This is a genomic window from Streptomyces triticagri (assembly GCF_003429565.1).
GTDB classification, from domain to species: Bacteria; Actinomycetota; Actinomycetes; order Streptomycetales; family Streptomycetaceae; genus Streptomyces; species Streptomyces triticagri.
Window position 1 is genome coordinate 1 of record NZ_QUAK01000095.1, and the last position, 19,554, is coordinate 19,554.

General features: G+C 70.0%; 14 protein-coding genes, 1 rRNA gene and 2 pseudogenes. 10 read left to right on the forward strand and 7 right to left on the reverse strand.

Annotated features, from left to right (window positions below):
- A 5S ribosomal RNA gene (gene rrf / locus DY218_RS17680) occupies positions 1 to 82 on the forward strand; the annotation flags it as partial.
- Between the two features lie 81 nt (positions 83 to 163).
- On the opposite strand, the gene DY218_RS17685 is transcribed toward rrf, so the two are convergent.
- The 5 genes from DY218_RS17685 to DY218_RS17705 are packed head-to-tail and all read right to left on the reverse strand — an operon-like array spanning position 164 to position 5,630.
- Positions 164 to 1,474: a DUF58 domain-containing protein gene (locus DY218_RS17685; protein ID WP_128557027.1), complete on the reverse strand. Its 1,311-nt coding sequence runs from the start codon at positions 1,472 to 1,474 to the stop codon at positions 164 to 166.
- A gap of 11 nt (positions 1,475 to 1,485) precedes the next feature.
- Positions 1,486 to 2,469 carry an AAA family ATPase gene (locus DY218_RS17690; RefSeq protein WP_128557028.1) on the reverse strand — a complete coding sequence of 328 codons (984 nt, stop codon included), beginning with the start codon at positions 2,467 to 2,469 and terminating at the stop codon, positions 1,486 to 1,488.
- Positions 2,466 to 3,656 (reverse strand): DUF4350 domain-containing protein, encoded by a 1,191-nt coding sequence (locus DY218_RS17695; RefSeq protein ID WP_128557029.1) that lies wholly within the window; start codon positions 3,654 to 3,656, stop codon positions 2,466 to 2,468. Before DY218_RS17695 ends, DY218_RS17690 begins: the two co-directional genes overlap by 4 nt.
- Positions 3,653 to 4,345: a DUF4129 domain-containing protein gene (locus tag DY218_RS17700; RefSeq protein ID WP_407703647.1), complete on the reverse strand. Its 693-nt coding sequence runs from the start codon at positions 4,343 to 4,345 to the stop codon at positions 3,653 to 3,655. The genes DY218_RS17695 and DY218_RS17700 overlap by 4 nt, the downstream gene beginning before the upstream one ends.
- Positions 4,346 to 4,349: 4 nt before the next feature.
- A complete protein-coding gene (locus tag DY218_RS17705; RefSeq protein WP_128557030.1) occupies positions 4,350 to 5,630 on the reverse strand; it encodes a glycerophosphoryl diester phosphodiesterase membrane domain-containing protein in 1,281 nt (426 codons plus the stop codon).
- Positions 5,631 to 5,770: 140 nt separating this feature from the next.
- Here DY218_RS17705 and DY218_RS35215 point away from each other — a divergent pair.
- The 8 genes and pseudogenes from DY218_RS35215 to DY218_RS17740 all read left to right on the forward strand — a co-directional run.
- Positions 5,771 to 6,496, forward strand: a pseudogene (locus DY218_RS35215) (S-methyl-5-thioribose-1-phosphate isomerase); the annotation flags it as partial.
- Between the two features lies 1 nt (position 6,497).
- A pseudogene (locus tag DY218_RS35220) lies at positions 6,498 to 6,975 on the forward strand (S-methyl-5-thioribose-1-phosphate isomerase); the annotation flags it as partial.
- Positions 6,976 to 6,979: 4 nt separating this feature from the next.
- Positions 6,980 to 7,669 (forward strand): two-component system response regulator MtrA, encoded by a 690-nt coding sequence (gene mtrA, locus DY218_RS17715; RefSeq protein WP_015659998.1) that lies wholly within the window; start codon positions 6,980 to 6,982, stop codon positions 7,667 to 7,669.
- Between the two features lies 1 nt (position 7,670).
- Positions 7,671 to 9,767 (forward strand): MtrAB system histidine kinase MtrB, encoded by a 2,097-nt coding sequence (mtrB, locus tag DY218_RS17720; protein ID WP_128557031.1) that lies wholly within the window; start codon positions 7,671 to 7,673, stop codon positions 9,765 to 9,767.
- Positions 9,768 to 9,867: 100 nt separating this feature from the next.
- Entirely contained in the window at positions 9,868 to 11,616 is a 1,749-nt protein-coding gene (locus DY218_RS17725; RefSeq protein WP_128557039.1) for an LpqB family beta-propeller domain-containing protein, read from the forward strand.
- Positions 11,617 to 11,761: 145 nt separating this feature from the next.
- A complete protein-coding gene (locus tag DY218_RS17730; protein WP_128557032.1) occupies positions 11,762 to 12,520 on the forward strand; it encodes a ComF family protein in 759 nt (252 codons plus the stop codon).
- A 323-nt stretch (positions 12,521 to 12,843) separates the two neighbouring features.
- Positions 12,844 to 13,536 (forward strand): ribosome hibernation-promoting factor, HPF/YfiA family, encoded by a 693-nt coding sequence (hpf, locus tag DY218_RS17735; protein ID WP_233521665.1) that lies wholly within the window; start codon positions 12,844 to 12,846, stop codon positions 13,534 to 13,536.
- A 191-nt stretch (positions 13,537 to 13,727) separates the two neighbouring features.
- Positions 13,728 to 14,471, forward strand: coding sequence for a response regulator (locus tag DY218_RS17740; RefSeq protein ID WP_128557034.1), 744 nt, complete (start codon positions 13,728 to 13,730; stop codon positions 14,469 to 14,471).
- Between the two features lie 66 nt (positions 14,472 to 14,537).
- Here the strand turns inward: DY218_RS17740 and DY218_RS17745 are convergent, their stop codons facing one another.
- Positions 14,538 to 15,725: a winged helix-turn-helix domain-containing protein gene (locus DY218_RS17745; RefSeq protein WP_128557035.1), complete on the reverse strand. Its 1,188-nt coding sequence runs from the start codon at positions 15,723 to 15,725 to the stop codon at positions 14,538 to 14,540.
- A gap of 95 nt (positions 15,726 to 15,820) precedes the next feature.
- Complete coding sequence (locus DY218_RS17750; protein WP_128557036.1) at positions 15,821 to 16,417, reverse strand: GNAT family N-acetyltransferase; 597 nt, start codon at positions 16,415 to 16,417, stop codon at positions 15,821 to 15,823.
- A 244-nt stretch (positions 16,418 to 16,661) separates the two neighbouring features.
- Here DY218_RS17750 and secA point away from each other — a divergent pair, with 244 nt between their 5' ends.
- Positions 16,662 to 19,505, forward strand: a complete 2,844-nt coding sequence (secA, locus tag DY218_RS17755) for a preprotein translocase subunit SecA (protein WP_128557037.1) — start codon at positions 16,662 to 16,664, stop codon at positions 19,503 to 19,505.
- Positions 19,506 to 19,554: the final 49 nt, after the last annotated feature.

A 19,554-nucleotide genomic window follows, 5' to 3' on the forward strand; every position in this document is an offset into this window, starting at 1 on the left:
CATTCCGAACCCGGAAGCTAAGCCTTACAGCGCCGATGGTACTGCAGGGGGGACCCTGTGGGAGAGTAGGACGCCGCCGAACTCATTGTGGGAAAGCCCCGCACCGTATGGTGCGGGGCTTTCTGCATTTCCAGGGCTTCTGAGGCTCAGAGGCTTCTGAGGCTCAGAGCCGGCCTGTCGCCTTCAGAGCCAGATAGGTGTCGGCCAAGGTCGGGGCGAGGTCTTCAGGGGTCGCGTCGACGACCGTGACCCCACGACGCATCAGTTGGTCAGCTGTGCGTCGGCGTTCGGACTGGGCCTGTGCTGCTGCGGCAGCCTCGTACACGCTGTCCGTGTCGCCGCGGGCGGCGGCCATCTGCTCGATGCGGGTGTCGGCCACCGAGGCGACGACGACGGTGTGCCGTTTGGTCAGCCGGGACAGTACGGGGAGGAGGCCCTCCTCGACGGGAGCCGCGTCGAGGCTGGTGAGGAGTACGACGAGCGAGCGGCGTGGAGCTGTGTGCAGGGCGGTGGCGGTGAGGCCCCGGGCGTCGGTTTCCACGAGCTCGGGCTCGAGCGGCGCCATGGCGTTCACCAGGGCCAGCAGGAGCTCGCCGGAGGCGCGGCCCTGGACCAAGGCTCTGATGCGGCGGTCGTAGGCGAGGAGGTCCACTCGGTCGCCGGCGCGTGAAGCCAGTGCGGCCAGGAGCAGCGCAGCGTCCATGGAGGCGTCGAGGCGAGGAATGTCGCCCACCCGCCCGGCCGAGGTACGTCCCGTGTCCAGGACCAGAAGGATGTGGCGGTCGCGCTCCGGGCGCCAGGTGCGTACGGCCACGGTCGTACGGCGTGCTGTGGCTCGCCAGTCGATGGATCGGGTGTCGTCACCGGGGATGTAGTCGCGGAGGCTGTCGAACTCGGTGCCTTCGCCACGCGTCAGGACGCTGGTACGGCCGTCGAGTTCGCGCAGGCGGGCGAGGCGTGATGGCAGATGCTTGCGGCTGTGGAACGGCGGGAGGACGCGGACCGTTCCGGGGATGCGATGGCTGCCCTGGCGGGCCATGAGGCCGAGCGGCCCGAAGGAGCGCACGGTTACCCGGTCGGCGTGGCGGTCCCCGAGGCGGGTTGGGCGCAGCAGGGTCGAGATGCGCCGGCGTTCGCCTGCCGGGACCGTGAGCCGGTGATGTGCGCCTGCGGATTCGGTCTCGGACGTCCAGCTGCTGGGTGGCCAGGCGTCGCGAAGCTCGGCACGCAGGCGGCGGCCGGAGGGGTTGGTGACCAGGAGGTCTGTCCGCGCCGCGTCACCCTGTCGAACTGACGTGTCGCCGGTACGGGTGAAACGGAGCGTTCGCACTGGTGCGGCCATGGTGTAGTCGCACATCATTGCGAGCGAGAGAGGGATGTTGACGGCGAGGATGCCCGTCCAGCTGGGAGCGAAGAAGCCCACTGGGAGAGTGCCGAGGGCCGCCAGCAGGGCGGCGCGTCCTGTGAGTGCCATGGATCCTCGGATCAGCGGGGTACGGGGACGTTCGCCAGGATCGAGTTGATGACGGAGTCAGCGGTGACTCCCTCCATCTCGGCCTCGGGGCGTAGTTGGATGCGGTGGCGGAGTGTGGGGAGGGCCAGGGCTTTCACATCGTCGGGCGACACGTAGTCGCGGCCCGTGAGCCAGGCCCAGGCCCGGGCGGTGGAGAGCAGTGCGGTGGCTCCGCGGGGAGAGACGCCGAGAGTGAGGGACGGGGATTCGCGAGTGGCACGGCAGATATCGACGACGTAGCCGGTGATTTCGGGGGAGACCGAGGTCTTGGCCACTGCGTCCCGTGCTGTCTCCAGGTCGGCGGGGCCGGTGACGGGGTGCAGGCCGGCGGCAGCGAGGTCGCGGGGGTTGAAGCCCTCGCTGTGACGGGTGAGGACGGAGATCTCGTCCTGGCGTGAGGGGAGGGGGACGTTGAGTTTGAGGAGGAAGCGGTCGAGCTGAGCCTCGGGGAGCGGGTAGGTGCCCTCGTATTCGACCGGGTTCTGGGTGGCGGCGACCAGGAAGGGTTCAGGGAGAGGTCGAGGGGCTCCGTCGACGGTGACCTGGCGTTCCTCCATCGCCTCGAGGAGGGATGACTGGGTCTTGGGCGGGGTGCGGTTGATCTCGTCCGCGAGGAGGAGGTTGGTGAAGACGGGGCCGGGCTGGAAGGAGAACTCGGCGGTGCGGGCGTCGTAGACGAGGGAGCCCGTGACGTCGCTGGGCATCAGGTCGGGGGTGAACTGGATGCGTTTGGTGTCGAGTCGAAGGGCGGTGGCGAAGGCGCGGACCAGGAGGGTCTTGGCGACGCCGGGTACGCCTTCGAGGAGGACGTGGCCTCGGCAGAGGAGCGCGACGACCAGTCCTGTCACCGCGGGATCCTGGCCGACCACAGCCTTGGCGATCTCGGCGCGCAGGGCCTCCAGAGCGGAGCGGGCGTGGTCCGCGTTCCCGGGGCTGTCGGTGATCGGGGCGCTCATGACGTGCGTACCTCTCTTTCGAGGGCGTCGAGTTGGTCGGCCAGGGCGACGAGAGCCGCATCGTGCGGCGGGGGCGGTCCGAAGAGCAGGGACTGCAGGTCGGTGCTGCTGTCGGACAGTTGAGCGGAGAGCGCGGGGAGCAGCGATTCCGGGGACTGTGCACGGGCCGGTGGCAGGCCGACCAGAGGGGCGAGTCGGGACCTGGTGGCGGAGCGCAGTGCGGTTGCGGCGCGTTCACGCGCTTTGGCCTTGCGGTAGAGGCGGGCACGGCCTTCGACCGTCTCGGAGGCGCGTACGGCGACCGGCAGTTGCTCGGGTACCAGGGGGCCCAGGCGTCGGCTTCGCCACAAGGCGGCGAGGGCTGCGGCGATGGTGAGCTGCAGAGCGCCCCACCGCCAGCCGTCCGGGATGAGGTCGAAGAAGCTGCTTTCGCCGCCGTCGTCCTCGGCGGCGGCATCGGAGAGTGAGGGGAGGTACCAGACCAGATGTGGGCGGGAGCCGAGGAGTTGGAGAGCGAGCGAGGCGTTGCCCTCGTCGTCGAGCCGGTCGTTGTGGAGGATGTCGGCCGCGCCGATCAGGACGGTGTCGCCCTTGCCGGTCTCGTCCGGCAGGCGAAGGAGGGTGGGGAGGCCGTCACTGACGTAGCAGGAGGTGGTTCCGAGCCGGTCTGTGTCGTAACGGGCGCCTCCGGTTTCGGCGCTGCCGGCGCGGCGTGCCTCCGGGAGCGGGCAGCCGGGTTCCAGGGTGGTCTCGACACTGGGGGGTGCTGCCTCCACGCCCGGGGCGAGGTGGTGGAGGGAAGGGGCGCCGGGCGCGAGCAGGATGGTTCGGCCACCGGAGTTCTCGGTGGCGGAGCGCAGCGTCGACTGCTGGCTGCCGGTGAGTGCATCGGGGGCCGCGACCAGCAGGGTGGTATCGGGACCGGTGGCGCGGGCGGCCTGGGCGGTGGAGGTGACCACGCGGGTGGACACGCCGCGTTTGGCGAGGAGTTCGGCCACGGCCAGGCTTCCGTTCGGATCCGCGGAGCGTGGATCGAGCCGGCCGTGCTCGCCGCCCGAGCGGACGGCGGCGATGCCGACACCGGCGACCAGGAGGAGGGTGAGGGCGAGCAGGATTCCACGGCCACGGGTCCACACCTGACGTGCGGTCGGGGAGGCGGAGGTCGATGCGGGTGCGGATCCGGTCACTCGGCGGCTCCGTGGCGGGCCTCGGCGAGCTCGGGCTTCGCCTTCTCCACGTCGCGGTCGAGTTCGTACAACCGCAGGTACGCGGCCTCGTCGGCGGTGCGTCCGCCGTATGTGATGTCGTCGAAGTCGCGGGCGGCCGCGCCGAGTCGGGTGGCGTGCGCCGGGAGGGAGCGGCCGGCTTCGGTGGCGGCCTCGTCGGCCGTGCGGCCGGGGCGGGGGTCCAGGAGGGCGCGCTCCTCGAGTCCCCGTACGACGGCGCGCATCCGTTCCTGTACGGCCTGGCTCCAGCGTCGGTCCGCGGCGTGCGCCTCGGCGGCCGCCCGATGTTCCGCGGCAGTGCGCGGACGTTCGTCGAAGAGGGCGGACGAGGGGGTGGCGGTCCGTTCGGGACGGCCGAGGCGCCACCACAGGAGCGCCACCAGGGCGACGGCCACGAGGCAGATCACGGCAAGTCCGAGTCCGCCGCCGGGCGTTGCGCCCGAGGCGGCGTCGAAGAGATCGCCCACCCAGTCCCAGAAGCGGTTGAGAGCGCGCTGGAAGAGGCTCGGGTCGTTCTCGTGGTACCGCGGACGGGAGAGCTCGCGCTCGGCGGCCTCCCGGGCAGGGGTGCGTCCCACCGTGACCGGAGGTTCGTCTCCGGCCGTCGGCAGTGCACGCATCGTGCCCAGGAAGCCCCCCGCCCAGGTCACCCGGTCAACTCCCGGGCCCGGCGCCGGGTGTGCCCGCGGCAGGCCCGGAGAGCCCGGCTGCGCGGACGAGTTCGAGGTCGAGCGCCTCCCGGCGGATGCGGAGGTCGATGTAGAGGAGCACGGTCACTCCGGCCGTGATCGGGAAGGCCAGCATCGAGCCGATCACGGAGCCGATTCCGCTGACGATCAGGAAGGTCCAGCCGACGTCGCCGCCGCCGGTGCCGAGGAATCCGCTCACGCCGTCGCCGCTGAGAGCCACGGCGAGGAAGGTGAAGGGGATGACGATGATCGACACCACGACGTTCACCAGGATCGCCGCAAGCAGCTGAATGCCGAACACCCGCCACCAGGAGCCCTTGACCAGCTTGGCGGAGCGTCCCAGGGACTTGCGGATGCTCTGCTTCTCCAGCATCAGGGCCGGGGACGAGAGGGAGAAGCGGACCATGAGCCATACGGCGAGTCCGGCGCCGGCGAGGGCGCCGAGCAGGGCCAGGGCGAAGCCGGCGTCCGAGCCGGCCGCGGCCGCGATCAGGATGCCCGGGAGCATGCACAGACCCACGACGAGTCCGGCGAGCAGCGGCAGCAGGAAGGTGAGGCCGAGCAGCCGGGGCAGCTGGGGCCGGGCGTCGTGCCAGGCTTCCGCGCTGGTCACGGACTTACCGAGGACGGCTCGGCTGGTGACCATGGTGAGCAGCGCTGTCACGACGAAGGTGCCGAGCAGCGAGATCAGCAGGACGACTCCGGTCTCGATGAGCGAGTTGCCCAGTGCGCGGCTCAGTTCGTCGACGGTCGCGTTCGGGTCGCTGAGGGCGTCCGTGCTGCCCTGGGAGTCCAGGACGAGCCCCTGCAGCAGTACGACGATGATCTCCGTGACCATCGCGACGGTGAGCGAGATGCCGAGCACGGTGCGCCAGTGCGCTCGCATCGTGGAGACCGCTCCGTCGAGGATCTCGCCGACACCGAGCGGGCGCAGCGGGATCACGCCGGGCTTGGCGGCTTGCGGAGGACCGCCCCAGCCGCCTCCCCAGCCACCGCGTGGCGGACCGGATGCCGGGCCGCCGCCCCACTGAGGGTGGCCGGGGCCGGGACCGTGCGGAGGAGGCTGCTGCCGGCCGGTGCCCTGGGCGCCGGGTGCGGACCATTGGCCGGCGGGCGGCTGGTCCTTCGACCACTTCGAGGCCGGAGCGTCCTGGGGATCGGCTGGTTCGGCGGGCCGGGGGACTCCCTGGTTGTCTCCGTCCGAGGCGGCAGATCCGGGCGAAGCCCAGCCCGGAGTGTCGTTCATCGTCGCTCCTTCGCGGTGCCCGACCGCGTGTGCGGCGGTGGGTTGGGGGCCATGGTGCCATGGCGTGCTTGTTCGTGGGCCGGGCCCCGTAAGGGCTGCGCACCTTCAATTGTCCGCCGGGTTGGGGGGAGACTGTGCGAATGGCTGATCAGCGCGCACGATCCCCCGGGAGCAGCGGGGCGAAGGCGCCTGCCGCGATCCGCTGGGAGGAGTCGCCGGAGGGCCCTGTGCTGGTGCTTCTCGATCAGACGCGGCTTCCGGCCGAGGAGGCCGAGCTGGTGTGTACGGATCCGCCTGCTCTCGTCGAGGCGATCCGGACGCTTGCCGTACGGGGAGCGCCGCTGCTCGGCATCGCCGGTGCCTATGGAGTCGCGCTCGCAGCGGCCAGGGGTTTCGATGTGGACGAGGCCGCGACCGCGCTCGCCACCGCGCGGCCGACAGCGGTGAATCTGGCCGGCGGTGTGCGCCGGGCCCGCGCCGCGTACCGGGCGGTGCTGTGCTCGGGAGGCGGCTCGGCGCAGGCTGCGGCCGCGGCTCTCGAAGCGGCGCAGGCTCTGCACCGGGAGGACGCCGAGGCGAGCCGGGAGATGGCGCGGCACGGTCTGGCGCTCCTGGACGAGCTGCTGCCGGGCGGAGGCCATCGGATCCTGACGCACTGCAACACCGGCCGGCTCGTGTCCGGAGGTGAGGGCACCGCCTTCGCGGTGGCGCTCGAAGCCCATCGTGCGGGGCGGCTGAAGCGGCTGTGGGTCGACGAAACGCGGCCGTTGCTGCAAGGTTCAAGGCTTACGGCGTACGAGGCGGCGCGCTCCGGTATGGCGTACAGCCTGCTGGCGGACAACGCGGCGGGGTCGCTGTTCGCGGCGNCGGTATGGCGTACAGCCTGCTGGCGGACAACGCGGCGGGGTCGCTGTTCGCGGCGGGTGAGGTGGACGCGGTGCTGATCGGGGCCGACCGCATCGCCGCCGACGGTTCTGTGGCGAACAAGGTGGGGAGCTATCCGCTTGCCGTACTCGCCAAGTACCACCACGTGCCGTTCATCGTGGTGGCGCCGGTGACGACGGTCGATCCGGAGGCCGCGGACGGGGCGGCGATCGAGGTCGAGCAGCGGCCGGGACAGGAAGTGACGGAGTTCACGGCACCTCGGGTGCGCGTGGCAGGTGCAGAGGCGGGAGGCGGCAGTCCTGTGGCGCCGTTGGGCACGCAGGCGTACAACCCGGCGTTCGATGTGACGCCACCCGAGTTGGTGACGGCGATCGTCACCGAATTCGGGGCTGTTTCGCCCGTGACGGCAGGGCGGCTCGACGAGCTGTGTGCCAGGTCACGCCAGGTAACGATTAGCTAATGGGATGATGTCGTTTATGAAGGGACGAGTCCTTGTCGTCGACGACGACACCGCACTGGCCGAGATGCTCGGCATCGTGCTGCGGGGAGAAGGTTTTGAACCGTCGTTCGTGGCGGACGGCGACAAGGCGCTGGCTGCCTTCCGGGAGACCAAGCCGGATCTGGTGCTGCTCGACCTGATGCTTCCCGGCCGGGACGGCATCGAGGTGTGCCGCCTGATCAGGGCCGAGTCCGGGGTGCCGATCGTGATGCTGACGGCCAAGAGCGACACCGTGGATGTGGTGGTCGGTCTCGAGTCCGGTGCCGACGACTACATCGTGAAGCCGTTCAAGCCCAAGGAGCTTGTCGCCCGGATCCGGGCGCGGCTGCGGCGCTCCGAGGAGCCTGCGCCGGAGCAGCTCGCCATCGGTGATCTGGTCATCGATGTGGCGGGGCACTCGGTGAAGCGGGACGGACAGTCGATCGCGCTGACGCCGCTCGAGTTCGACCTGCTTGTCGCGCTCGCGCGCAAGCCGTGGCAGGTGTTCACGCGTGAGGTGTTGCTCGAGCAGGTCTGGGGCTACCGGCATGCTGCGGACACTCGCCTGGTGAACGTCCACGTGCAGCGGCTGCGGTCGAAGGTGGAGAAGGATCCGGAGCGCCCGGAGATCGTTGTGACCGTCCGTGGTGTCGGTTACAAGGCGGGACCGAGCTGACGTGTCCCGGGAGCAAGCTGCTCCGGCGGCGGGGGAGCCGGGGTCTCGCCCGGTTCCGCCGGTGAGTCCGAAGGGGCGTGCCTCCCGGCTCGGAAGGGTCGTGGACAGCGGGCTGCTGCTGCAGGGCGGGGTGCAGGGCAGCCCCGTGCTGCGCCTGTTCACCCGCTGGGTGCGGCGGCCGCTGCTTCCGGTGATGCGTCTGTGGCGGCGGAACATCCAGCTCCGGGTGGTGGCGACGACCCTGCTGATGTCGCTCGGTGTCGTACTGCTGCTCGGCTTCGTCGTCATCGGGCAGGTGCGCAACGGCCTGCTCGACGCCAAGGAGAAGGCCTCGCAGATCCAGGCGACCGGTGGATTCAAGGCCGCCCAGGACATGGCCAATTCCGCGGGTCGTGGCGGCGGCGACAGCCCGGACGGCGGCGGTGCCCAGCAGAACGCGGCGCTGTGGCGCTCGGAGCTGGTGGTGCAGCTGTCCAGCAGCGGGCAGAGCGCATTCCACGTGGTGGCGCTGAGCGCCGGCGAGGGCAGTGACGCGGAGAAGGGCCGCGGACCGCGCGCTTCCGGCGGGGTCGATGCGCTCTCCAGCGTGCCGACCGAGCTGCGCAGGGACGTCGACCGCAGCAACGGTGCGTATCAGAGCTTCGCCCGGATCGTGCACACCGACAAGACCGCGGACTCGGCCCCAGGCCTGGTGATCGGCAAGAGCCTGCGGGATGTGAACGGCGACTCGTACCAGCTGTACTACCTGTTCCCGCTGGCGCAGGAGGAGAAGTCGCTGAGCCTGGTGAAGGGCACGCTGGCGACGGCGGGGCTCTTCGTGGTCGTGCTGCTCGGGGCGATCGCCTGGCTGGTGGTGCGGCAGATCGTCACGCCGGTCCGGATGGCCGCTGGGATCGCCGAGCGGCTCTCGGCCGGGCGTCTGCAGGAACGGATGAAGGTCACCGGCGAGGACGACATCGCACGTCTCGGCGAGGCGTTCAACAAGATGGCGCAGAACCTCCAGCTGAAGATCCAGCAGCTGGAGGATCTCTCCCGGATGCAGCGCCGCTTCGTCTCGGACGTGTCGCACGAGCTGCGGACACCGCTGACGACGGTACGGATGGCCGCGGACGTCATTCACGAGGCGCGCGTCGACTTCGACCCGGTGACGGCGCGGTCGGCGGAGCTGCTCGCGGATCAGCTGGACCGTTTCGAGTCGCTGCTCGCCGATCTGCTCGAGATCAGCCGCTTCGATGCCGGGGCGGCAGCTCTGGAGGCGGAGGCCGTGGATCTGCGCGATGTGGTGCGCCGCGTGGTCGGCGGCGCGGAGCCGCTGGCCGAGCGCAAGGGCGGCCGCATACGGATGGTCGGCGACGAGCGGCCGGTGGTGGCCGAGGCCGACGCCCGCCGGGTGGAGCGAGTGCTGCGGAACTTGGTGGTGAACGCCGTCGAGCACGGTGAGGGCGAGGATGTGGTGGTCAAGCTCGCGTCGGCCGGCGGTGCCGTCGCCGTGGCCGTACGCGACTACGGCGTCGGCCTGAAGCCGGGCGAGGCGACACGGGTGTTCAACCGCTTCTGGCGGGCCGACCCTGCCCGTGCGCGTACGACGGGCGGTACGGGGCTGGGCCTGTCGATCGCCCTGGAGGATGCGCGGCTGCACGGGGGCTGGCTGCAGGCATGGGGCGAGCCGGGCGGCGGATCCCAATTCCGGCTGACCCTGCCGTGCACGGCGGACGAGGCTCTGCGGGGCTCTCCGATACCGCTGGAGCCGGAGGATTCGCGGCGCAATCGCGGGCTCGGTGACGCGGGGCTGCCGCTCGGTGGTGCTCCCAAGCGGGCCACGGTTCCGGCGCAGGCCTCGTCCGGGCGGGAGTCGGGTGAGATCCGGGGCGGCAGGGGTGCCGGGCCGGTGCGGCCGACCGTCGATCCGACGGCGCTGCCGGGCAGCGGCGCGCGTGTGATCGCCGTGGAGAAGGAGCAGCCGGCGGCCGCACAGGACACGGCCGGCACGGGGCTCGAGACCGACATTCCGGTCCAGGGACACGATGGTGCGGGACGCGGCCAGGTGGGACACGACCGCGCGGAGGACGACGAGGGAGGGGCGACCCGTGACGGCTGACGGGGGTGGGCGGTCCGCGGGGCGAGGCGGTGCGCGCAGCTGGCGCAGGGGCGTGGCCGCCTGGACATGTGGCGGTGTGCTGCTGACCGGCTGCGCCTCGATGCCCGACAGCGGGGGCGCCGGGCCCGTGGATCCGCCCCCGCAGGGCGACTCCCAGGTGCGCGTCTTCGGCGTGCCGCCGCGGGACGGCGCACCGCCTGCCGAGATCGTCGAGGGCTTCCTGGAGGCCCTGACCAGCGACGAGGCGGACTATGCGATGGCCCGCAAGTATCTGACCGAGGAGGCTTCCGAGCGCTGGAGCCCCGGCAGTTCCACCACTGTCCTCGCGGACGGGCCGAACAGGGATCCGGACCGCACCAGCAACGACCGGGACGGCGGCGGATTCACCTACGCCCTCACCGGCCGCAAGATCGCGACGATCAACGAGGAGCGCGCCTACGAGTCGGACGAGGCACCGTACGCCGAGACGCTGCACCTGACGAAGCAGAAGAGCAAGGACGGCGAGGAATGGCGCATCGAGGACCTGCCGGAGGGTGTGGTGCTCGGTGAGTCGGACTTCAAGCGGATCTATCTGTCGGTCAACAAGTACTACTTCGCGTCGCGTTCGTCGTCGGACGGCGCCAGTGCCGGTCAGTCCCCGCTGGTGGCGGACCCGGTGTACCTGCGCAAGCGGATAGACCCGGTGACCCAGTCGGTGAAGTCCCTCCTGGAGGGGCCCACGGACTGGCTGGATCCGGTGGTCAGTTCCCGCTTCCCGACCGGTACGGCTCTGAAGAAGGGCACCAAGTCGCTCTCGCCGGACGACCAGAACCGGCTGAAGGTGCCGCTGAACCGCAAGGCGGACGGCATACGGCAGGACCGCTGCGTGAGCATGGCGGCGCAGCTCTTCTTCACCTTGCAGGACCTCACGTCCACGGGCATCGAGGAGATCGAGCTGCAGCGGTCCAACGGCTCGCGGCTCTGTGCGCTGGACGCGGACCAGGCGGACGGTGTGGCGCCGCATCACACGGCGGGCACCCTGTCGTTCCAGTACTTCGTCGACGACAAGGGCCAGTTGGTCCGGATGCCGAGGAATGGCGACGATGTGGAGCCGGTGTCCGGGCCGTTCGGCGCGGGGGAGCAGGAGTTCCGTACGGCGGCGGTGTCGCGTGCCGAGGACCGGGCGGCCGGGGTGTCGAACGACGGCAAGTCGTTGTTCGTCGGTTCGCTGCTCGCCGGTGGTGCGCTGGAGCAGACGAAGGTGCGCAGCAAGGCCAAGAAGGAGGAGGACCGTCTGACGGCGCCCAGTTGGGACGGGCGGGGCGATCTGTGGGTGGCCGATCAGGATCCCGAGAATCCGCGTCTGCTCTGGTTGCCCGAGGGAGAGGGATCGCCGCTCGAGGTGAAGGTCGCCGGCCTCGGTGAAGGCCGGATCAAGTCCGTGCGGGTTTCGGCGGACGGTGCGCGGATCGCGCTGCTCGTCGAGGACGACGACACCGTGTCGCTCAAGGTGGGGCGCGTCGAGCGCGAGGGCACCCCGGACGACCCGGTGGTCGACGTGCGGGAACTGCGCCTGGCCGCACCGCAGATGGAGGAGGTCACCGCGATGTCCTGGGCCGGCGGCAGCCGGCTTGTCGTGGCGGGCAAGGAGGCCGGCGGGGTGCAGCAGCTGCGCTATGTGCAGAGCGACGGCTCCGTTTCGCTGGGGCCCACGCTGCCGGGGCTGACGGGGGCCACCGAGATTGCGGCCTCGGAGGACGACCGGCTGCCGTTGGTGGCGCACTCCGAGGACGGGATCGTGCGCCTCGCTCAGGGGGCGAACTGGCGGACGGTGGTCAAGGAGGGATCGGCTCCGGTTTATCCGGGGTGAGTCCCCGGGGCTTTCCGGCCGGGCGAGTTGCTGAGGGCGGGGCGTCGGTCTGCTGAATCGTGCCTGGTGAGAGGCGAGTTGGGGGCCTCGCCGGGAGTTTTCCACAGGGGTGGCGGGATGCCCGGTTCGTGGGCACAGTGGATGCATGCGGACGATCTGGAGAGACGTCGCCGACTTGGTGTTGCCGCTCGATTGCGCGGGGTGTGGGTGCGCTCGTGCGGTGTTGTGCGAGGCGTGTGGTGAGGAGTTGTGGGGGCAGGAGGCAAGGCGTGTGAGGCCGGCGCCGGAGCCGGACGGATTGCCGGTGGTGCATGCGGTGGCCCCGTACGTGGATGTGGTGCGCTCGGTGTTGCTTGCGCACAAGGAACGGGGCGCGATGGTGCTTTCGGACGCACTGGGGCGAGCGCTCGCGAGCGCGGTGGCCGAGGGGGAGGCGCAGCCGCCTGCCCGGCGAGGCCGCCGTAGGCCGGGGCGGGCCTGCCCGGAGCGGTCGCTGGTGCTGGTGCCCGTGCCGTCGGTCCGGCGGGCGGTGCGCCGGCGCGGGCACGATCCGACGCGGCGCATGGCAATCGCCGCCGCACGGAGACTGCGCGCCGCGGGTACGTCGGCGGCGGTTCTGTCCGCCTTGCGGCACCGGCGGGCCGTCGCGGACCAGTCGGGGCTCAACTCCCGTGAGCGGCAGGCGAATCTGCGGGGCGCTCTCGAACTGGCGCCCGGGGCCGCCAGGCTGCTCGCGGGGCGGCGGATCGTGGTCGTCGACGATCTGATGACCACCGGTGCGTCACTCGCCGAAGCCGGTCGCGTGGTACGACTCGCACAGACGTGGGAATCGACGGGAAAGGGTCGAACGAGGGCGGCGGTGGTCGCAGCCTCACCGGATTCTTTCGAAATAAACCGGAACTGACAGGGAACTTGCATCGTTGCAGGTAGAGAGAGTTCGAATACACCTGAACGGAGGTATGGCAGGTCAGAGGGTGACGGCATCCGTCCGGTCGAGATATGTTCGGTTGTGAGGAATGGTGGACGGGGGGGACGCCGTCTCTCGTATATCGGAATGCCGGTACGGGTTTTCTGCAATCACTCGTTCCGGCGGGGGTGTGGATCTTGTCCCCGGGGGAGGAGGAGGTGGAAGTCACCGAGTCCGAGGCTCCGGCGCCTACCGGAGCCTGGTGCAAGAGGGAGATGCTCCGCCGTACGGAGCGGAGCGATCCGGGAACGGAGTTCTGCGTGGACATCGTCGTCAAGGGCCGCAAGACCGAGGTGCCCGAGCGGTTCCGCAAGCACGTGGCCGAGAAGCTGAAGCTGGACAAGATCCAGAAGCTCGACGGCAAGGTGATCAGCCTCGACGTCGAGGTGTCCAAGGAGCCCAACCCGCGACAAGCCGATCGTTCCGACCGGGTGGAGATCACACTCCGTACCCGGGGGCCGGTGATCCGCGCGGAGGCGGCGGCAAGTGACCCGTATGCGGCGCTCGATCTGGCGCAGGAGAAGCTGGACGCGCGGCTGCGCAAGCAGCACAGCAAGCGCTCCAGCCGCCGGGGCAACGGCCGCATTTCGGCCGCCGAGGTCGCAGACCGGGTCCCTGGTACGGCGGTACTGAACGGCGAGGGCGATCTCGTGGCGGACGAGGCGGAGGAGGGCGTGCCGACGAGGCGTGTCGGTTCCCTCGAGGTGCAGGGCGAAGGCCCGCTGGTGGTCCGCGAGAAGACCCACGTCGCCGCACCCATGACGCTCGACCAGGCGCTCTACGAGATGGAGTTGGTCGGGCACGACTTCTATCTGTTCATCGACTCCGAGACCAAGGAACCCAGCGTCGTCTACCGCCGTCACGCCTACGACTACGGCGTCATCCATCTGAACACCGACCCCATGGTGACCAAGGTGCAGTCCGCGGACGCGGGCGGCGCACTCGGCGGTTGATCCCCTGGTGAACGTTTCCGTGGTGCCCCTGGAGCGCGTTGTGCGCCCCCAGGGGCACCCTGGTGCGCCCCCTACGGGCACCGGTTCGCCGCCCGGGCATGAAAGCATGGGTGCGCAGGCCAACCTGCGTGCCGTCGGCGCGGGTTGGAGTGCCACTTGTAATCGGGCCACGGCCTTCAGGGGGAGGAACGATGGCGGACAGTTTCGGACCGATGCGTGACGAGGCCGATGACGGCGTCGACCGCATCGGCGCGGCCGTGGGAGCGACCGCCAAGGAGCCCATCCGGGTGCTGGTGGTCGACGACCATGCGCTCTTCCGCCGCGGACTGGAGATCGTCCTGGCCCACGAGGAGGACATCGAGGTCATCGGCGAGGCCGCGGACGGGGCCGAGGCCGTCGACAAGGCCGCCGATCTGTTGCCGGACATCGTCCTGATGGATGTACGGATGCCCAAGCGGGGCGGGATCGAGGCGTGCACCTCGATCAAGGAGGTGGCCCCCAGCGCCAAGATCATCATGTTGACGATCAGCGACGAGGAGGCGGACCTCTACGACGCGATCAAGGCGGGCGCCACCGGCTACCTGCTGAAGGAGATCTCCACCGACGAGGTCGCCACGGCGATCCGCGCGGTCGCCGACGGGCAGTCGCAGATCAGCCCGTCCATGGCGTCGAAACTGCTGACCGAGTTCAAGTCGATGATTCAGCGCACCGACGAGCGCCGGCTCGTGCCGGCGCCGCGGCTCACCGATCGTGAACTCGAGGTCCTGAAGCTGGTCGCCACCGGAATGAACAACCGTGATATCGCCAAGGAGTTGTTCATCTCCGAGAACACGGTCAAGAATCACGTGCGCAACATCCTGGAGAAACTGCAGTTGCACTCCCGGATGGAGGCGGTGGTCTATGCCATGCGGGAAAAGATTCTCGAGATTCGCTGAATGACGGCCACCGGTGATCGCCGCCGCTGACCGCCGCCGGTCTCCGTCACCGCCTGCGCCGTCCGGTCACACCGTGTCGAGCGCAGAGACCAGGGGCGCGTGCAGCTCCTGCGGAGTGACCCGCTCCACCCGTACGTCCGAGCAGCCGACCCAGGAAGCCGCCTCCGTCAGCGCCCTGGCCATCGGCTCGACCGCTTTGGGGCTGTCCAGGGACGCATGCCGGGCCACCAGTGTGCTGCCCTCGCGGGCCGGATCGACGCGGCCGTGCAGCCGCCCGCCGGAGAGCAGCGGCATCGCGAAGTAGCCGTAGACCCGCTTCTGCCTCGGGACGTATGCCTCGAGGCGGTGGGTGAAGCCGAAGATGCGCTCCGTGCGGGCTCGCTCCCAGATCAGCGAGTCGAACGGCGACAGGAGCGTGGTGCGGTGCCGGCCGCGCGGTGTGCTCGCCAGGGCCGCAGGGTCGGCCCAGGCCGGCTTTGACCAGCCCGCCACCGACACCGGCACCAGACCCGAATCGGCGACGACCGAGTCGAACTGCTCGGACTTGATCCGGTGGTAGTCCGCGATGTCCGCCCGGGTGCCGATGCCCAGGGCCTCGCCCGCCTGGCGGACCAGGCGGCGCAGGCACTCGGCGTCGTCCAGGTCGTCGTGCAGCAGGGCGTCCGGGATCGCGCGCTCGGCGAGGTCGTACACCCGCTTCCAGCCGCGGCGCTCCGTGCAGACCACTTCGCCGTACATCAGCGCGCGCTCGACGGCGACCTTGGACTCGGACCAGTCCCACCACTCGCCCTTGTTCTTCGCGCCGCCGAGCTCCGTGGCCGTGAGCGGACCCTCGGCCTGCAGCTGCTTGATCACCTGGTCGTACGCGGAGGCCTTCAGCTCGTGGTGCCAGTGCGGCGTCTTGCGGTAGGCGCGGCGGCGGAAGGCGAAGTGCGGCCACTCCTCGACGGGCAGGATGCAGGCCGCGTGCGACCAGTACTCGAAGGTGTGGGGCGGGCCCGTGCCGCTCGCCGTCCAGTAGGCCGACTCCACCGCCGGGCGGCTCACGGAGCCGAGCCGTGCGTACGGGACGAGCTCGTGCGAGCGGGCCAGGACCGAGATCGTGTCGAGCTGGACGGCGCCGAGCCTGCGCAGCATGCCGCGCACCGCGCCGCGTCTGTCAGGTGCGCCCAGGAAACCCTGGGCGCGCAGTGCGATACGGCGGGCCTCGTCGGCGGAGAGGGAGGCTTCGGGAGCAGGTGCGGCGGACGTCATGTTCGTACCGTAGATCCCGGCACTGACAGTCGGGTGCGGGCTGCGAAAAGTCCCGCCGGGAGCCGGTGCGCGGCGGCCTGCGGGGTGCGAGCGCGTCAGGCGCGAGTCGGCAAGTACGGCGCGTGGGACGGGAGTCCGAGATCGGCGGGGAGCAGCGAGCTGATCCAGCAGTCCCGCCAGGTGCCGTGGTTCAGGATCGCGGAGCGCAGGGTGCCCTCGAAGGTGAAACCGGTCTTCTCGGCGACGGCGCGCGAGGCGTGGTTGCCGACCTCCGCACGCCATTCGATCCGGTCCATGCGCTGGTGCTGCATGCCCCAGCGGCAGAAGGCGTCGGCGGCCTCGACCGTGTAGCCGTTGCCCCGGTGGTGCGGGTGGGCCCAGAAGCCGAGCTCGAAAACGCCCGTCCCGCGCGCGGTGAGCCCCAGCATGACGACGATCTCCCCGGACGACCGGGCCGGGTCCTGCGGGGCGTCGCGCAGGAAGGCCGCCAGGGTGTACATGGTCGAGTCCCGCCAGCCGTCCGGTACCAGGCGCTCGGTGAAGATTTCGGCATCCGCGCGCGCGTAGGGCGACGGCACGGTCGTCCAGCGCTGGATGGCGGGGTCCTGGCAGGCCTCGAACACCGCGGGGGCGTCGGTCGCGACAGGTGTGCGCAGCACCAGGCGCTCGGTGGTCAGCGTGATCGGCTCCATGTACGGATTGTGGTCGACGGTGTCGCGGCGGGCGAGCAATTTCCTGCGGACCGGCACCTTCTCGGGCCGCCGGACGTTGTGCTGAGGGGTTCACACGGGCCGTGGCCGTCGCCTTGTGGGCCGGACCTCCCGGGGCGGCGGGGTCCTCGCTTACGATGGCCGTTGCGGTGGGCTCCACCTGCCGTGCCCGCACCGCTCAAGAACCCGACCGCGCCAGGCCCGACCGGCAAGGAGACCAACCCTCGTGTCCGTCTTCAACAAGATCATGCGTGCAGGCGAAGGAAAGATCCTGCGCAAACTGCACCGCATCGCGGACCAGGTCAACTCCATCGAAGAGGACTTCGCCGACCTCTCCGACGCCGAGCTGCGCGCCCTGACCGACGAGTACAAGGAGCGCCTGGCCGACGGCGAGAGCCTGGACGACCTGCTCCCGGAGGCGTTCGCCACCGTCCGCGAGGCCGCCAAGCGCGTCCTGGGCCAGCGGCACTACGACGTGCAGATCATGGGCGGCGCCGCCCTGCACCTCGGTTACGTGGCGGAGATGAAGACCGGTGAGGGCAAGACCCTGGTCGGCACCCTGCCGACGTATCTCAACGCCCTCTCGGGCAAGGGCGTTCACCTCATCACGGTCAACGACTACCTGGCCGAGCGCGACTCCGAGATGATGGGCCGCGTCCACAAGTTCCTGGGCCTCACCGTCGGCTGCATCATCGCCAACATGACCCCGGCCCAGCGCCGCGAGCAGTACAACTGCGACATCACCTACGGCACGAACAACGAATTCGGCTTCGACTACCTGCGCGACAACATGGCCTGGTCGAAGGACGAACTCGTCCAGCGCGGCCACAACTTCGCGGTGGTCGACGAGGTCGACTCGATCCTCGTCGACGAGGCGCGCACTCCGCTGATCATCTCCGGCCCGGCCGACCAGGCCACCAAGTGGTACGGCGACTTCGCCAAGCTCGTCACCCGCCTCACCAAGGGCGAGGCGGGCAATCAGCTCAAGGGCATCGAGGAGACCGGCGACTACGAGGTCGACGAGAAGAAGCGCACGGTCGCCATCCACGAGTCGGGCGTCGCCAAGGTCGAGGACTGGCTGGGCATCGACAATCTCTACGAGTCGGTGAACACCCCGCTGGTCGGCTATCTGAACAACGCCATCAAGGCCAAGGAGCTCTACAAGAACGACAAGGACTACGTCGTCATCGACGGCGAGGTCATGATCGTCGACGAGCACACCGGCCGTATCCTCGCCGGCCGCCGGTACAACGAGGGCATGCACCAGGCCATCGAGGCGAAGGAAGGGGTGGACATCAAGGACGAGAACCAGACGCTCGCCACGATCACCCTGCAGAACTTCTTCCGCCTCTACAAGCGCGAGGGCTACAAGAGCGGCCTGTCCGGCATGACCGGTACGGCGATGACGGAGGCCGCCGAGTTCCAGCAGATCTACAAGCTGGGTGTGGTGCCGATCCCGACGAACCGGCCGATGATCCGCATGGACCAGTCGGACCTGATCTACCGCACCGAGAAGGCGAAGTTCGACGCCGTCGTCGACGACATCGTCGAGAAGCACGGCCAGGGGCAGCCGATCCTGGTCGGCACGACCTCCGTCGAGAAGTCCGAGTACCTCTCCCAGCAGCTGTCCAAGCGCGGCGTCCCGCACGAGGTGCTCAACGCCAAGCAGCACGACCGCGAGGCCGTCATCGTCGCCCAGGCGGGCCGCAAGGGCTCGGTCACCGTCGCGACGAACATGGCCGGCCGAGGCACCGACATCAAGCTCGGCGGCAATCCGGAGGACCTCGCCGAGGCCGCGCTTCGCCAGCAGGGCCTGGACCCGGAGGAGCACATCGAGGAGTGGGCGGCGGCGCTTCCGGCCGCCCTGGAGAAGGCCGAGCAGGCGGTCCAGGCGGAGCACGACGAGGTCACCGAGCTCGGCGGCCTGTATGTGCTCGGCACCGAGCGCCACGAGTCGCGCCGTATCGACAACCAGCTGCGCGGCCGTTCCGGCCGACAGGGGGACCCGGGCGAGTCCCGTTTCTATCTGTCCCTGGGCGACGACCTGATGCGTCTGTTCAAGGCCCAGATGGTCGAGCGCGTCATGGCCATGGCCAATGTCCCGGACGACGTCCCGATCGAGAACAAGATGGTCACCCGCGCCATCGCCTCCGCCCAGTCCCAGGTCGAGCAGCAGAACTTCGAGACGCGTAAGAACGTCCTGAAGTACGACGAGGTGCTCAACCGCCAGCGTGAGGTCATCTACGGCGAGCGCCGCCGCGTCCTCGAGGGCGAGGACCTGCACGAGCAGATCCAGCACTTCATGGACGACACCATCGACGCGTACATCCAGGCGGAGACCGCGGAAGGCTTCGCCGAGGAGTGGGACCTGGACCGGCTGTGGGGCGCCTTCAAGCAGCTCTACCCGGTGAAGGTCACCGTGGAGGACCTGGAGGACGCCGCGGGCGACCGGGCGGGCCTGACCGCCGAGTTCATCGGCGAGTCCATCAAGGACGACATCCACGAGCAGTACGAGGCCCGTGAGGAGCAGCTCGGCTCGGAGATCATGCGTGAGCTGGAGCGCCGCGTCGTCCTGTCGGTCCTGGACCGCAAGTGGCGTGAGCACCTCTACGAGATGGACTACCTGCAGGAGGGCATCGGCCTGCGGGCGATGGCCCAGAAGGACCCGCTGGTCGAGTACCAGCGCGAGGGCTTCGACATGTTCACCGCGATGATGGAGGGCATCAAGGAGGAGTCCGTCGGCTACCTGTTCAACTTGGAGGTCCAGGTCGAGCAGCAGGTCGAGGAGGTCCCCGTCGACGCGGCCGAGCGCACCTCGCTCAGCAAGGACACTCCGCAGGACGCGGTGCCCGCGGGCGCCCGGCCGGAGATCCGCGCCAAGGGCCTCGACGCACCGCAGCGCCCGGACCGGCTGCACTTCTCGGCCCCCACGGTGGACGGCGAAGGCGGCGTCGTGGAGGGCGACTTCAGCAACCAGGACGAGGACGGCACCCCGGTCCGCTCCTCCGCGGACGGCATGACGCGCGCGGAGCGCCGCAAGGCGCAGAAGGGCCGCCGCCGCAAGAAGTGACCTGAGTACGGCCGAGGGCCGGGTCCGGCGTGCTGCCGGACCCGGCCCG

What these genes read in the sequence shown, in the direction of transcription:
- mtrA (WP_015659998.1), top strand. Translation starts at nt 6,980, where the DNA reads ATGATGTCGTTTATGAAGGGACGAGTCCTTGTCGTCGACGACGACACC.
- DY218_RS17690 (WP_128557028.1), bottom strand. Translation starts at nt 2,469, where the DNA reads ATGAGCGCCCCGATCACCGACAGCCCCGGGAACGCGGACCACGCCCGC.
- DY218_RS17740 (WP_128557034.1), top strand. Translation starts at nt 13,728, where the DNA reads ATGGCGGACAGTTTCGGACCGATGCGTGACGAGGCCGATGACGGCGTC.
- DY218_RS17705 (WP_128557030.1), bottom strand. Translation starts at nt 5,630, where the DNA reads ATGAACGACACTCCGGGCTGGGCTTCGCCCGGATCTGCCGCCTCGGAC.
- DY218_RS17730 (WP_128557032.1), top strand. Translation starts at nt 11,762, where the DNA reads ATGCGGACGATCTGGAGAGACGTCGCCGACTTGGTGTTGCCGCTCGAT.
- DY218_RS17745 (WP_128557035.1), bottom strand. Translation starts at nt 15,725, where the DNA reads ATGACGTCCGCCGCACCTGCTCCCGAAGCCTCCCTCTCCGCCGACGAG.
- DY218_RS17685 (WP_128557027.1), bottom strand. Translation starts at nt 1,474, where the DNA reads ATGGCACTCACAGGACGCGCCGCCCTGCTGGCGGCCCTCGGCACTCTC.
- DY218_RS17750 (WP_128557036.1), bottom strand. Translation starts at nt 16,417, where the DNA reads ATGGAGCCGATCACGCTGACCACCGAGCGCCTGGTGCTGCGCACACCT.
- DY218_RS17725 (WP_128557039.1), top strand. Translation starts at nt 9,868, where the DNA reads ATGCCCGACAGCGGGGGCGCCGGGCCCGTGGATCCGCCCCCGCAGGGC.